The 13475-nt window shown below is 40.3% G+C and carries 16 protein-coding genes and 1 tRNA gene; 14 read left to right on the top strand and 3 right to left on the bottom strand.

What is annotated here, in order from left to right; genetic code table 11:
- The first annotated feature begins 62 nt into the window (after positions 1-62).
- Positions 63-689 carry a uridine kinase gene (gene udk, locus IGI38_RS20110; protein WP_438733661.1) on the top strand — a complete coding sequence of 209 codons (627 nt, stop codon included), beginning with the start codon at positions 63-65 and terminating at the stop codon, positions 687-689.
- A 125-nt stretch (positions 690-814) separates the two neighbouring features.
- Positions 815-2218, top strand: a complete 1404-nt coding sequence (locus tag IGI38_RS20105; RefSeq protein ID WP_438725998.1) for an IS1182 family transposase — start codon at positions 815-817, stop codon at positions 2216-2218.
- 89 nt (positions 2219-2307) lie between these two features.
- Here IGI38_RS20105 and IGI38_RS20100 read toward each other — a convergent pair.
- The 3 genes from IGI38_RS20100 to rpiA all read right to left on the bottom strand — a co-directional run bounded on the left by IGI38_RS20100 (position 2308) and on the right by rpiA (position 3994).
- Positions 2308-2391: transfer RNA gene (locus IGI38_RS20100), tRNA-Leu, on the bottom strand.
- 105 nt (positions 2392-2496) lie between these two features.
- Complete coding sequence (gpmA, locus tag IGI38_RS20095) at positions 2497-3183, bottom strand: 2,3-diphosphoglycerate-dependent phosphoglycerate mutase (protein ID WP_438733659.1); 687 nt, start codon at positions 3181-3183, stop codon at positions 2497-2499.
- Positions 3184-3313: 130 nt separating this feature from the next.
- Positions 3314-3994 (bottom strand): ribose-5-phosphate isomerase RpiA, encoded by a 681-nt coding sequence (gene rpiA / locus IGI38_RS20090; RefSeq protein WP_438733657.1) that lies wholly within the window; start codon positions 3992-3994, stop codon positions 3314-3316.
- A 408-nt stretch (positions 3995-4402) separates the two neighbouring features.
- On the opposite strand from rpiA, the gene rpsL reads away from it, so the two are divergent.
- The 12 genes from rpsL to rpsC all read left to right on the top strand — a co-directional run bounded on the left by rpsL (position 4403) and on the right by rpsC (position 13475).
- Entirely contained in the window at positions 4403-4816 is a 414-nt protein-coding gene (rpsL, locus tag IGI38_RS20085) for a 30S ribosomal protein S12 (RefSeq protein WP_010742744.1), read from the top strand.
- A 43-nt stretch (positions 4817-4859) separates the two neighbouring features.
- Entirely contained in the window at positions 4860-5330 is a 471-nt protein-coding gene (rpsG, locus tag IGI38_RS20080; RefSeq protein ID WP_438733656.1) for a 30S ribosomal protein S7, read from the top strand.
- 79 nt (positions 5331-5409) lie between these two features.
- Positions 5410-7494, top strand: coding sequence for an elongation factor G (gene fusA, locus IGI38_RS20075; protein WP_438733655.1), 2085 nt, complete (start codon positions 5410-5412; stop codon positions 7492-7494).
- A 161-nt stretch (positions 7495-7655) separates the two neighbouring features.
- Complete coding sequence (tuf, locus tag IGI38_RS20070; RefSeq protein WP_438733654.1) at positions 7656-8843, top strand: elongation factor Tu; 1188 nt, start codon at positions 7656-7658, stop codon at positions 8841-8843.
- Between the two features lie 498 nt (positions 8844-9341).
- Positions 9342-9650, top strand: a complete 309-nt coding sequence (rpsJ, locus tag IGI38_RS20065; RefSeq protein WP_010756438.1) for a 30S ribosomal protein S10 — start codon at positions 9342-9344, stop codon at positions 9648-9650.
- Between the two features lie 21 nt (positions 9651-9671).
- A complete protein-coding gene (gene rplC, locus IGI38_RS20060; protein ID WP_010742750.1) occupies positions 9672-10301 on the top strand; it encodes a 50S ribosomal protein L3 in 630 nt (209 codons plus the stop codon).
- Positions 10302-10328: 27 nt separating this feature from the next.
- Positions 10329-10952 (top strand): 50S ribosomal protein L4, encoded by a 624-nt coding sequence (gene rplD / locus IGI38_RS20055; protein ID WP_438733653.1) that lies wholly within the window; start codon positions 10329-10331, stop codon positions 10950-10952.
- Entirely contained in the window at positions 10952-11242 is a 291-nt protein-coding gene (locus IGI38_RS20050) for a 50S ribosomal protein L23 (protein ID WP_010782060.1), read from the top strand. The genes rplD and IGI38_RS20050 overlap by 1 nt, the downstream gene beginning before the upstream one ends.
- Before the next feature lie 39 nt (positions 11243-11281).
- Positions 11282-12115, top strand: a complete 834-nt coding sequence (gene rplB / locus IGI38_RS20045) for a 50S ribosomal protein L2 (protein ID WP_438733652.1) — start codon at positions 11282-11284, stop codon at positions 12113-12115.
- A 42-nt stretch (positions 12116-12157) separates the two neighbouring features.
- Positions 12158-12436, top strand: coding sequence for a 30S ribosomal protein S19 (rpsS, locus tag IGI38_RS20040; protein ID WP_438733650.1), 279 nt, complete (start codon positions 12158-12160; stop codon positions 12434-12436).
- Positions 12437-12457: 21 nt separating this feature from the next.
- Entirely contained in the window at positions 12458-12805 is a 348-nt protein-coding gene (gene rplV, locus IGI38_RS20035; protein WP_010742755.1) for a 50S ribosomal protein L22, read from the top strand.
- Between the two features lie 13 nt (positions 12806-12818).
- Positions 12819-13475 carry a 30S ribosomal protein S3 gene (gene rpsC / locus IGI38_RS20030; protein ID WP_010742756.1) on the top strand — a complete coding sequence of 219 codons (657 nt, stop codon included), beginning with the start codon at positions 12819-12821 and terminating at the stop codon, positions 13473-13475.

The raw sequence follows: 13475 nt of genomic DNA, 5'->3' as shown, positions 1-13475 counted from the left end.
TAGTAATTTGACGATGTTTCGCTATAATAGGACTAATGAAAAACGAAAGAGGTTTTGGTTGCATGAAAAACAAGCCGATCATTATTGGTGTAACGGGCGGTTCAGGAAGTGGAAAAACGAGTGTCAGCCGCGCGATCTACAATCGGTTTCCTGATCATTCAATTATGATGTTGGAGCACGATTCTTATTATAAAGACCAAAGCGGTATCAGCTTTGAAGAACGGTTGGAAACAAATTATGATCATCCGTTTGCGTTTGACACAGATTTACTGATCGAGCATTTAAAAGAGTTAACAAAATACCAATCGGTAGAAGTACCGATTTATGATTATGTGAAGCATACGCGCAGCGAAGAGGTCTATGTGCAAGAACCGAAAGAGGTTATCATTTTAGAAGGTATCTTGATCTTAGAGGATGAACGGTTACGCGATTTGATGGACATAAAAATTTATGTGGACACTGATGACGATATTCGGATCATTCGTCGCATCAAACGTGATATGAATGAGCGTGGCCGCACCTTAGAGTCAGTCATTGATCAATACTTGACGGTAGTCAAACCGATGTATCATCAATTTATTGAACCGACGAAGCGTTACGCAGATATTATCGTGCCAGAAGGCGGCGAAAATCATGTAGCAATTGATTTGATTGCGACTAAAGTAGCAAGTTTTTTGAATCATGAATAAAAAGAGCAAGACAGAGAATTTTCTGTCTTGCTCTCAGACTGTAGACAAAGTCCACTTTATGGATGCTGTCTACAGTCTTTTCTTTTATAATAGATTTATGAAACCGAATACAAGGAGTGGTATTTATGATGTCTAAAAAAAATACGAACGGCAGAAATCAATTCGCGATGCTCACGATTGATGACCTGGTCCCTCAAGACCACCTCGTTCGAAAGATTGACGCCTCGCTTGATTTTGAATTTATTTATCCAATCGTCGAAGCCACTTACTCCGATTTAGGTAGGCCAAGTATTGATCCGGTGATTCTGATCAAATTAGTGTTTATCCAATATTTATTCGGCATCCGTTCCATGCGACAAACCATCAAGGAAGTCGACACCAATGTCGCTTATCGCTGGTTTTTAGGTTATTCTTTCGAAGAGAAAATCCCCCATTTTTCAACCTTTGGAAAAAATTACGTACGCCGGTTTAGAGAAACGACACTGTTTGAGGATATTTTTGCTTATATTTTGGAACAAGCAATTAAAGCCGGTTTTGTAACAGAAGATAATTTGTATCTTGATTCGACTCACATCAAAGCCAATGCCAATAAACATAGGTTTACGAAAGAAATGACGCATGATGAAGCGAAAGCCTATCAGGATGAACTAGAAGATGAAATCAATCGCCAACGAATCGAAGCCGGAAAACGCCCTTTTACTTTGGACTTAGAAAAGGAAGTGAAGCTGAAAGAAAGAAAAATAAGTAAGGCTGACCCGGAAAGCGGCTACTACGTCAAAGGCGAACGAGAAAAACAATTTGCTTATTCTGCCCATACCTCATGCGACGACAACGGATTTGTTCTCAGCACAATCGTGACTCCAGGAAATATTCATGACAGTCAAGTCGCGTTTCAACTCGTCAAACAATCGAAGAGACTTTTTCCAGAAATCAAACGAGTGGTTGCGGATGCCGGCTATAAGACACCAAAGTTTGTTCACTTTTTGACTCATTTGAACCTTCGGCCTTGTTTGCCTTATTCAAGGTCCAAAGGGAAAAAGGACCTGTTATTAAAAAATAAGTTTCTCTACGACGAGTATTTTGATTGTTATATTTGTCCGCAGGATCAAATGCTCAATTTTTCAACGGTTACTCGAGAAGGCTACCGAGAATACAAATCTAATCCAAAAGAATGTGTCCACTGTCCTTTACTAAAACAATGTACCAAAAGTAAGAATCATCAACGAGTCATCACAAGACATGTTTGGGGAGCTTTGATGGATGAGATAGAGCATCTTCGTCTGACAGACTTGAATAAAGCCATTTACAGAAAACGAAAAGAAACGATTGAACGAATATTTGCGGATGCAAAAGAAAAGCATGGAATGCGTTGGACCAAGTATCGAGGCTTGGAAAAAGTTGCGACGCATACGATGCTAGTGTTTGCTGCAATGAATTTAAAGAAATTGGCCACTTGGTTATGGAAAGGCAAAGAGCCTTTATTTTTTTGTTCTGAATTTCGTAAGAAATCAGATAAAAAGACGGCCTAAACTCAAATCAAGAGTTTGGGACGTCTTTTGTCTACAGTCTGAGAGCAAGACAGAGAATTTTCTGTCTTGCTCTTTTTAACAATTATTGATGCGGCCGAGAAGACTCGAACTTCCACGGTATTGCTACCACTAGCGCCTGAAGCTAGCGCGTCTGCCAATTCCGCCACGACCACAAAAAAACTACTTATTCATTTTAGCACAAAATAATAATTGTGGCAGTGTTGATGCTGCAGAATAGCATAAAAAAATCCCGGCTCAAAGCTGAGCCGGGAAATATTTTATAAGTAGTATTTTTTAGCGACGGTTAAGTCATCGTTCAAGTCGTAAACTAGTGGTTGACCTGTTGGGATTTCTAAGTCCATGATATCTTCATCAGAAATACCTTCGATGTGTTTAGCTAATGCACGTAGAGAATTACCATGTGCAGCTACTAAAACAGTTTTTCCGTCTTTCAAAGCAGGAGCGATTTCGTCTTGCCAGAAAGGTAATGCACGTTCTAAAGTAACTTTTAAGTTTTCGCCGCCAGGGATATCGCGTGGGTCTAGCATTGCATAACGACGATCTTGAGCTGCTGAACCTTCGTCAGTTGCTTCCATTAATGGAGGCAATACGTCGTATGAACGGCGCCAGATATGAACTTGTTCATCACCATATTTTTCAGCGGTTTCTTTTTTGTTCAATCCTTGCAATTTACCATAATGACGTTCATTTAAACGCCAAGATTTAATAGTAGGTACCCAAAGTTGATCAGAGTATTCTAAGATAAAGTCACAAGTTTTGATTGCACGAGTCAAAACAGATGTGTAAGCAACATCAAATTCAATTCCTGCTTCTTTAATTTTACGGCCGCCTTCTTTTGCTTCTTCGACACCTTCTGGAGCCAAATCAACGTCTGCCCAGCCTGTAAATTGGTTCAATTTGTTCCATTCACTCAAGCCGTGACGAGAAAAAACTAATTTTGGCATATCATTCTCTCCTTTTGAAATTTCTGAAATTTTCAATTCCTGATTCATTGTACAATGTTTCTGCCGGGATTTCCATTAAATTGAGCGTGTTTTTTATCCATTCACGTGCTTTAAAGGGAATTTTATGAAATTATTTTGCAGGAACCTCTAAGGTTTTTGGTCCTTCAGAAGTACCAACGATGACACGCGAAATCATATCGATGAACAGTCCGTGTTCAACCACGCCAACACAAGCATCTAATTCTGCAGCCAATGTGTGGGGATCTTCAATCACCTCTAAATGCAGGTCAATAATGTAATGACCGCCATCTGTTGTTAAAAGTTCGTTGGCTTCGTTCATGCGCCAAGTTGGGTTATAACCTTTGGATTCAAAAAGACGAAAGACATTATGGCTGCCAAAAGGAACAACCTCAACGGGCAAAGGGAATTTGCCTAGTTTGTTGACCATCTTGCTTTCATCTACGATCCAAATACAGTCTTTTGAATAAGTTGCGACAACTTTTTCAAAAAGCAGAGCTGCGCCGCCGCCTTTAATTCCCTGAAAGTCATCACTAATTTCATCTGCACCATCAATCGTGAGGTCCACTGATTCTACTTCATCAATCGCTTTTAACGGAATGCCTAACTCTTTTGCTTGTTCTTCTGTTTTAGAAGAAGTGACGACACCCGTGATATCCAGACCTTCTTCATTCACCCGACGACCTAATTCCTTCACTAAATAATAGGCTGTTGATCCAGTCCCCAATCCAACGACCATTCCATCTTTGACAAATTTTGCTGCTTCGATCCCAACTAACTCTTTCAAATTCATTGAAAAATCCCACCTTCTGCTAAGTTACGTTCATTGTAATCGCAAAAAAAGAAAAAAGATAGACCTTTCAGTAAAAAAGACCAAAAAAATGAAGGCGTTTTATAAAGTGCTATTTCAGCAATCTAAAGAGGAGAATGACGGAGTAAAATGATTTTTTTTTGAGAATAAATCAAAAATTTAATCAAAAAAGAAAAGATGAAAAAAACTCTAGATAGTTTGTTGACACCTAAAATCAATCATGGTATGCTATCAAAGGTGCTTTGTGAACAGGTCTCTCGAATGGGACGTGCTGACTGTGTCGAAGTACACTTGATAGAGAATGCAGGAATGCATTATTTTTTATCGCTGAAAAAGAACCACCAGGATGTGTGGTACTAGAAAGCGAATCGAGGAAGGAGGAAACAAGGAATGCCTACAATTAATCAATTAGTACGTAAACCTCGTAAATCAAAGGTGGAAAAATCAAATTCACCAGCATTGAACAAAGGATATAACAGCTTTAAAAAAGCTCAAACAAACGTGAACTCACCACAAAAACGTGGAGTTTGTACACGTGTGGGGACTATGACACCTAAGAAACCCAACTCAGCATTGCGTAAATATGCTCGTGTTCGTTTGTCAAACTTGATCGAAGTAACAGCTTATATTCCAGGTATCGGCCATAACCTACAAGAACACAGTGTTGTTCTATTACGTGGTGGTCGTGTAAAAGACTTACCAGGGGTACGTTACCATATCGTTCGTGGCGCGCTAGATACTGCCGGCGTTAACGATCGTAAACAAAGCCGTTCTAAATACGGTACTAAAAAACCTAAAGCTTAATCAAACGAATAGATAGACATATTTTCGGAAGGAGGAGTTACGTATGACTCGTAAAGGAATTACAGCGAAACGTGAAGTTTTGCCAGATCCTATGTATAACTCTAAGCTAGTAACTCGTTTAATCAACCGTATTATGGTTGACGGCAAACGTGGTACTGCTTCAAATATTGTATACAACGCTTTTAGCACAATCAAAGAATCAACAGGGAATGACCCATTAGAAGTTTTTGAACAAGCAATGGAAAACATCATGCCTGTACTAGAAGTTAAAGCTCGCCGTGTTGGGGGTTCTAACTATCAAGTACCCGTTGAAGTACGTCCAGAACGTCGTACTACTTTAGGGTTGCGTTGGGTTGTTAACTTCGCGCGTTTACGCGGCGAACATACAATGGAAGAACGCTTAGCGAAAGAAATCATGGATGCTGCTAACAATACTGGTGCTTCTGTGAAAAAACGCGAAGATACACACAAAATGGCGGAAGCCAACCGTGCATTTGCTCATTATCGTTGGTAGGATTTTTTCTGCTGACGAAGGTCAACAGAAGTCTGGCCAAACAATGTTAATTTAAATTAAGAGAGGAGCAAACAAAGAAATGGCAAGAGAATTTTCTCTAGACAATACTCGTAATATCGGGATCATGGCTCACGTTGACGCTGGTAAAACAACAACAACAGAGCGTGTCCTATACTACACTGGTAAAATCCATAAAATTGGAGAAACCCACGAAGGCGCTTCTCAAATGGACTGGATGGAACAAGAACAAGAACGTGGTATCACGATCACTTCTGCCGCTACTACAGCGCAATGGAAAGGACACCGCGTAAACATCATCGATACACCAGGGCACGTGGACTTCACAATCGAAGTTCAGCGTTCATTACGTGTACTTGACGGTGCAGTAACTGTGTTGGACTCACAATCAGGTGTAGAACCGCAAACAGAAACTGTTTGGCGTCAAGCAACAGAATACGGCGTTCCGCGTATCGTATTCTGTAACAAAATGGACAAAATCGGTGCGGACTTCCTTTACTCAGTAAGCACTTTACATGATCGTTTACAAGCGAATGCTCATCCGATCCAATTACCAATTGGTGCGGAAGATGATTTCACTGGAATCATTGACTTAGTCAAAATGAAAGCTGAAATCTATACAAACGATTTAGGTACGGAAATTCAAGAAACTGAAATTCCTGCTGACTATCAAGAATTAGCTGAAGAATGGCGTGAAAAATTAGTTGAAGCGGTTGCTGATACTGATGAAGACCTAATGATGAAATTCTTGGAAGGTGAAGAAATCACTGAAGAAGAATTGAAAGCAGGTATCCGTAACGCAACTCTAGCAGTAGACTTCTACCCAGTACTATGTGGTTCAGCCTTCAAGAATAAAGGTGTGCAATTGATGTTGGATGCAGTCATTGACTATCTTCCAGCGCCAACTGATGTGCCTGCAATCAAAGGTTTCGACCCTAAAACTGATGAAGAAACCGAACGTCCAGCTGACGATTCAGCACCATTCTCATCTCTAGCGTTTAAAGTAATGACTGACCCATTTGTAGGTCGTCTAACTTTCTTCCGTGTCTACTCAGGTGTGTTAAACTCTGGTTCATACGTATTGAATGCTTCTAAAGGCAAACGTGAACGTATCGGTCGTATTCTGCAAATGCATGCGAATACTCGTAAAGAGATCGAAACAGTTTATTCAGGTGATATCGCAGCAGCTGTTGGATTGAAAGATACAACAACTGGTGATACCCTTTGTGATGAAAAATCACCAGTAATCTTAGAATCAATTGAATTCCCTGATCCAGTTATCGAAGTTGCTGTTGAACCTAAATCAAAAGCTGACCAAGATAAAATGGGTGTCGCTCTACAAAAACTTGCTGAAGAAGATCCGTCATTCCGCGTTGAAACAAACGTTGAAACTGGCGAAACTGTTATCGCTGGTATGGGTGAACTTCACTTAGACGTTTTAGTTGACCGTATGCGTCGCGAATTTAAAGTTGATGCAAACGTTGGTGCGCCTCAAGTATCTTATCGTGAAACATTCCGTGCTTCAACAAATGCAGAAGGTAAGTTTGTACGTCAGTCTGGTGGTAAAGGTCAATACGGTCACGTATGGATCGAATTTACACCAAACGAAGAAGGTGCCGGCTTCGAATTCGAAAATGCGATTGTCGGTGGTGTAGTTCCTCGTGAATACATCCCAGCAGTAGAAAAAGGTTTGTCAGATGCAATGGCAAACGGTGTATTAGCTGGTTATCCATTAGTTGACATCAAAGCTAAGCTTTACGATGGTTCATACCATGATGTCGATTCAAATGAAACGGCCTTCCGTGTAGCTGCGTCTATGGCGCTGCGTGCTGCTGCGAAGAAAGCTAGTCCATCAATCCTTGAACCAATGATGAAAGTTACGATTACTGTTCCAGAAGATTACTTAGGTGATGTTATGGGTCACGTAACTGCGCGTCGTGGTCGTGTTGAAGGTATGGAAGCACATGGTAACGCACAAATCGTTAACGCAATCGTGCCGTTAGCTGAAATGTTCGGTTACGCAACAACGCTTCGTTCTTCTACTCAAGGACGTGGTACATTCATGATGGTCTTTGACCACTATGAAGATGTACCGAAATCAGTTCAAGAAGAAATCATTAAGAAAAATGGCGGCAAAGCTGACTAATTCTTAAAAGTCAATTGAATTTTGATTGAATTCTATTAAAGAACTGTATTTTTAAAGGTATTTCATGTAATATTATTAACTGATGATATGGGCTCGTGCTACAAATTGTAGTACGTACCTATCAAAAAAATTAATCTCATTTATTAGGAGGAACATTTTAAATGGCTAAAGAAAAATTTGACCGTTCAAAACCCCATGTTAACATTGGTACTATCGGACACGTTGACCATGGTAAAACAACTTTAACTGCTGCAATTACAACAGTACTTGCTAAACAAGGCGGAGCAGAAGCAATGGATTATGCTTCAATCGATGGTGCACCTGAAGAACGCGAACGCGGAATCACAATCAATACTTCACACGTTGAGTATGAAACTGAAAACCGTCACTATGCTCACGTTGACTGCCCAGGACACGCGGACTACGTTAAAAACATGATCACTGGTGCTGCACAAATGGATGGAGCTATCTTAGTAGTATCTGCTGCTGATGGCCCTATGCCTCAAACACGTGAACACATCTTGTTATCTCGTAATGTTGGTGTTCCTTACATCGTTGTATTCTTAAACAAAATGGATATGGTTGACGATGAAGAATTACTAGAATTAGTTGAAATGGAAGTTCGTGACTTATTGTCAGAATACGACTTCCCAGGCGACGACACTCCAGTTATCGCTGGTTCAGCTTTGAAAGCTTTAGAAGGCGACGCTTCATACGAAGAAAAAATCTTAGAATTAATGGCTGCTGTTGACGAATATATCCCAACACCAGTTCGTGATACTGACAAACCATTCATGATGCCAGTGGAAGATGTATTCTCAATCACTGGACGTGGTACTGTTGCAACTGGTCGTGTTGAACGTGGACAAGTTCGCGTTGGTGACGAAGTTGAAATCGTAGGTATCGCTGAAGCTACAGCTAAAACAACTGTAACAGGTGTTGAAATGTTCCGTAAATTGTTAGACTACGCTGAAGCTGGCGATAACATTGGTGCATTATTACGTGGTGTTGCACGTGAAGACATCCAACGTGGACAAGTATTGGCTAAAACTGGTTCAATCACTCCACATACAAAATTCTCTGCAGAAGTTTACGTTTTAACTAAAGAAGAAGGTGGACGTCATACTCCATTCTTCACTAACTACCGTCCTCAGTTCTACTTCCGTACAACTGACGTAACTGGTGTAGTTGATCTACCAGAAGGTACTGAAATGGTAATGCCTGGTGATAACGTAACTATGGAAGTTGAATTAATCCACCCAATCGCTATCGAAGACGGAACTCGTTTCTCTATTCGTGAAGGCGGACGTACTGTTGGTTCAGGCGTTGTAACTACAATCAAAGCTTAATTAAGCTTACATTTTATTTTTATGCTCGGACGTAAAGAGTCGCCGATTTTTCGGCGACTCTTTTTTGATCTTTTTACTCAGCAAGAATTATAGTTTAGACTGTAAAAAATCTGCAAAGATAAAAAAATAATTTATAATTCATCGGCGGTGGGTGTGTTATAGGGTTGCAAGAATCCAATAGACCATCGAACACGAAAGATAAAAATGATCTTATATAGATAGAAGGAAAAATAATCGATACAAATTTCAGGTGTTTTCAGAAAATTAAATAGAAAATCTAAATTCGCTTAGAAAATCCTTGCAATCATTGGTTCCGTATTATATAATCATAAAGGTGCTGTTTACAGGAGTGTGAATATCACTGGGGGGTTCATATAAGAATCCACCGGCTTTGAAACGAGAGGTTGCGACACGCCCGGACGCTTTGCCACGAACGAGCGTGACGGAGATTTTCGTGGAGCTATGTCTACTTTTAAAATAGGCGAAGGAGGGAACAAGATGGCAAAACAAAAAATTCGTATCCGTTTAAAAGCGTATGAACATGGTATTTTAGATCAATCAGCGGATAAAATCGTAGAAACTGCAAAAAGAACTGGAGCTAGCGTGTCTGGTCCAATTCCATTACCAACTGAACGCAGCCTTTACACTGTAATCCGTGCGACTCATAAATACAAAGATTCGCGCGAACAATTCGAAATGCGTACTCACAAACGTCTGATCGACATTGTGAACCCAACACCGAAGACAGTTGATGCTTTAATGAAGCTTGACTTACCATCAGGTGTGAATATTGAAATCAAACTATAATAAGAAGATGGAGGTGTAATCATGACCAAAGGAATCTTAGGGAAAAAAGTGGGAATGACTCAAATCTTCACAGAATCTGGTGAATTAATTCCAGTTACTGTTATCGAAGCTACTCCAAACGTTGTTTTACAAGTGAAAACAATGGAAAACGATGGTTACGAAGCAGTTCAATTAGGTTACCAAGATATGCGTGAAGTTTTGTCTAACAAACCTGCGAAAGGTCATGTTGCAAAAGCAAACACGGCTCCTAAGCGCTTCATTCGAGAATTCAAAGATGTTGAGCTAGGAGACTATGAAGTAGGTAAAGAAGTGAAAGTTGATACTTTCCAAGCTGGAGACATCATTGATGTTACCGGAACGACTAAAGGTAAAGGATTCCAAGGCGTTATCAAACGTCACGGACAAAGCCGCGGCCCAATGGCTCACGGTTCTCGTTACCATCGTCGTCCTGGATCTATGGGTCCTGTTGCACCAAACCGCGTATTTAAAAATAAAAAATTAGCTGGTCGTATGGGTGGCAATCGTGTAACAATTCAGAATCTTGAAGTTGCTCGTGTTGACGTTGAACGCAATGCTATCTTAGTTAAAGGTAATGTACCTGGAGCTAAAAAATCATTAATCACTATCAAAAAAGCTGTAAAAGCTAAATAATAGTTAGAGGAAAGGAGGAACTAAGGAATGCCAACTGTAGCATTATTCAAACAAGATGGAACTCAAAACGGTGACATCACTTTAAATGAAGAAATCTTTGGAATTGAACCAAATGAGAGTGTTGTTTACGATGCAATCGTTATGCAACGTGCATCATTAAGACAAGGGACACACGCTGTGAAAAATCGCAGTGCAGTTCGTGGCGGTGGTCGCAAACCATGGCGTCAAAAAGGAACTGGGCGTGCTCGTCAAGGTTCTATCCGTTCACCACAATGGCGTGGAGGTGGTATCGTTTTCGGACCAACACCGCGTTCATATAGCTACAAACTTCCTAAAAAAGTTCGTCGCTTAGCAATTAAATCTGTTTTATCAGAAAAAGTTGCTGAAAATAATTTGGTTGCTGTTGATGCTTTAAGCTTTGACGCACCTAAAACAAAAGAATTCAAGCAAGTTTTAACTGGCTTGTCTATCGATTCTAAGGTATTGGTTGTTTTAGAAACAGAAAACGAAGTTGCAGGCTTAGCTGCTCGTAACTTGCCAAATGTTACTGTTACTACTTCAAACAACGTTACTGTATTAGATGTAGTCGCTAATGAAAAAATCTTAGCAACGCAAACTGCTCTTACTCAAATTGAGGAGGTGCTTGCATAATGAACTTACTAGACGTAATTAAACGCCCGGTGATCACTGAAAAATCTATGTTAGACATGGACGAAAAGAAATACACTTTCGAAGTAGACACTCGCGCGAATAAAACTTTAGTTAAACAAGCGGTTGAAGCTGCTTTTGACGTTAAAGTTAAAAATGTAAACATTATGAATGCTAAACCAAAAGCAAAACGTATGGGTAAATATCAAGGCTTCACAAAAAAACGTCGCAAAGCTGTTGTGACTTTAACTGAAGACTCAAAAGAAATCCAACTTTTCGACGCTGCTGAATAAGCGCAAGAAAATCATTAGTAAATAGGAGGGAAACCAGACGTGGCGATTAAAAAGTACAAACCTACCACAAATGGTCGTCGTAATATGACAAGTTCTGATTTCGCTGAAATCACTACTTCAACGCCTGAGAAGACGTTATTACAACCATTGAAAAACAACGCTGGTCGTAACAACAACGGTCGTATCACTGTACGTCATCAAGGTGGCGGACATAAACGTCAATACCGTGTTATCGACTTCAAACGTAATAAAGATAACGTGGTTGCTACCGTTCAAACGATCGAGTATGATCCAAACCGTTCAGCAAATATTGCATTACTTCATTATACAGACGGAGTGAAAGCTTACATCTTAGCCCCTAAAGGCTTAGAAGTTGGCATGACAGTCGTATCTGGAACGGATGCAGATATCAAAATCGGAAATACATTACCACTTGAAAACATTCCAGTTGGTACTGTAATCCACAACATTGAAATGAAACCTGGCAAAGGCGGACAATTAATCCGTTCTGCTGGTACAAGTGCTCAAGTACTTGGTAAAGAAGGAAAATACGTATTAGTACGTTTGAATTCTGGCGAAGTTCGCATGATTTTAGCTACTTGCCGTGCAACAATCGGTTCTGTTGGTAACGAACAACACGAATTGATTAATATCGGTAAAGCTGGTCGTTCTCGTTGGATGCGTAAACGTCCAACTGTACGTGGTAGCGTAATGAACCCTAATGATCACCCACACGGTGGTGGTGAAGGTAAAGCTCCAGTCGGACGTAAAGCTCCAGTATCTCCTTGGGGACAACCTGCGTTGGGTTACAAAACACGTAACAAAAAGGCTGCATCTGACAAGCTTATCGTTCGTCGTCGTAAGACTAAATAGAACCATTGACTATGTGTCGCATATTTTGAGAGGAGGTACACCATGGGTCGTAGTTTGAAAAAAGGACCTTTCGTTGATGATCATTTGATGAAAAAGGTCGAAGCGCAACAAGGTGTTGAAAAGAAAAAAGTTATTAAAACTTGGTCTCGTCGCTCAACAATTTTCCCTAATTTTGTGGGATTTACAATTGCTGTTTATGACGGACGCAAACATGTGCCAGTTTACATCCAGGAAGACATGGTAGGACATAAATTAGGTGAATTTGCACCATCAAGAACTTATCGTGGACATGCCGCCGACGATAAGAAAACAAGACGTTAATTTTGAGGGGAGGATATTAACATGGCAGAACAAATTACATCAGCTAAGGCAACTGCGAAAACAGTTCGCACTTCTCCTCGCAAGGCGCGTTTAGTAATCGATCTTATTAGAGGAAAAAGCGTAGCGGAAGCAATTTCGATTTTGAAGTTCACACCGAACAAATCTGCTGGAATCATCGAAAAAGTGATGATGTCAGCTGTTGCTAACGCTGAGAATAACTTTGACTTAGATGTTGAAAATTTGGTAGTTTCTGAAGCATTTGTTAACGAAGGACCAACAATGAAACGTTTCCGTCCGCGTGCAAAAGGTTCAGCTTCACCAATCAACAAACGTACAAGTCATATTACCGTTGTGGTATCAGAAAAATAAGGAGGGATAATCAGTGGGTCAAAAAGTAAATCCTATTGGAATGCGTGTAGGCATCATCCGTGAGTGGGATGCTAAATGGTATGCTGAAAAAGAGTATGCTGAATTTCTACACGAAGATTTGAGAATCCGTAAGTTCATCGCAACGAAACTTGCTGATGCCGCTGTGTCAACTGTTGAAATCGAACGCGCTGCAAATCGTGTGAATATTTCAATCCACACAGCTAAACCTGGCATGGTTATCGGTAAAGGCGGATCTGAAGTTGAAAGCCTAAGAAAAGAATTGAACAAACTAACTGGTAAACGTGTCCACATCAACATCGTTGAAATTAAAAAACCAGATTTAGATGCAAAATTAGTCGGAGAAGGAATTGCACGTCAATTAGAAAACCGTGTAGCTTTCCGTCGTGCACAAAAACAAGCGATTCAACGCACTATGCGTTCAGGAGCTAAAGGAATTAAAACTCAAGTATCTGGTCGTTTGAATGGTGCAGATATTGCTCGTTCAGAAGGATACTCTGAAGGTACTGTTCCTCTTCATACATTGCGTGCAGATATCGACTACGCTTGGGAAGAAGCGAATACAACATACGGAAAACTAGGAGTTAAAGTGTGGATTTATCGTGGAGAAATTCTTCCTACAAAGAAAAACACTGAGAAAGGAGGGAAATAA

The sequence above is a fragment of the Enterococcus sp. AZ128 genome (genome assembly GCF_051714485.1).
Lineage (GTDB): Bacteria > Bacillota > Bacilli > Lactobacillales > Enterococcaceae > Enterococcus_A.
The sequence above is the reverse complement of the archived record's forward strand: the minus strand, read 5'-3'. Positions and strand labels throughout refer to the sequence as shown.

Bases quoted from the DNA above. Each gene is read 5' to 3' on its own strand.
- rpsS (WP_438733650.1), top strand. From the start codon at position 12,158: ATGGGTCGTAGTTTGAAAAAAGGACCTTTCGTTGATGATCATTTGATG.
- rplD (WP_438733653.1), top strand. From the start codon at position 10,329: ATGCCAACTGTAGCATTATTCAAACAAGATGGAACTCAAAACGGTGAC.
- fusA (WP_438733655.1), top strand. From the start codon at position 5,410: ATGGCAAGAGAATTTTCTCTAGACAATACTCGTAATATCGGGATCATG.
- tuf (WP_438733654.1), top strand. From the start codon at position 7,656: ATGGCTAAAGAAAAATTTGACCGTTCAAAACCCCATGTTAACATTGGT.
- rpsG (WP_438733656.1), top strand. From the start codon at position 4,860: ATGACTCGTAAAGGAATTACAGCGAAACGTGAAGTTTTGCCAGATCCT.
- rpsJ (WP_010756438.1), top strand. From the start codon at position 9,342: ATGGCAAAACAAAAAATTCGTATCCGTTTAAAAGCGTATGAACATGGT.
- IGI38_RS20105 (WP_438725998.1), top strand. From the start codon at position 815: ATGATGTCTAAAAAAAATACGAACGGCAGAAATCAATTCGCGATGCTC.
- gpmA (WP_438733659.1), bottom strand. From the start codon at position 3,183: ATGCCAAAATTAGTTTTTTCTCGTCACGGCTTGAGTGAATGGAACAAA.
- rplV (WP_010742755.1), top strand. From the start codon at position 12,458: ATGGCAGAACAAATTACATCAGCTAAGGCAACTGCGAAAACAGTTCGC.
- udk (WP_438733661.1), top strand. From the start codon at position 63: ATGAAAAACAAGCCGATCATTATTGGTGTAACGGGCGGTTCAGGAAGT.
- rplC (WP_010742750.1), top strand. From the start codon at position 9,672: ATGACCAAAGGAATCTTAGGGAAAAAAGTGGGAATGACTCAAATCTTC.
- rpiA (WP_438733657.1), bottom strand. From the start codon at position 3,994: ATGAATTTGAAAGAGTTAGTTGGGATCGAAGCAGCAAAATTTGTCAAA.
- rpsL (WP_010742744.1), top strand. From the start codon at position 4,403: ATGCCTACAATTAATCAATTAGTACGTAAACCTCGTAAATCAAAGGTG.
- IGI38_RS20050 (WP_010782060.1), top strand. From the start codon at position 10,952: ATGAACTTACTAGACGTAATTAAACGCCCGGTGATCACTGAAAAATCT.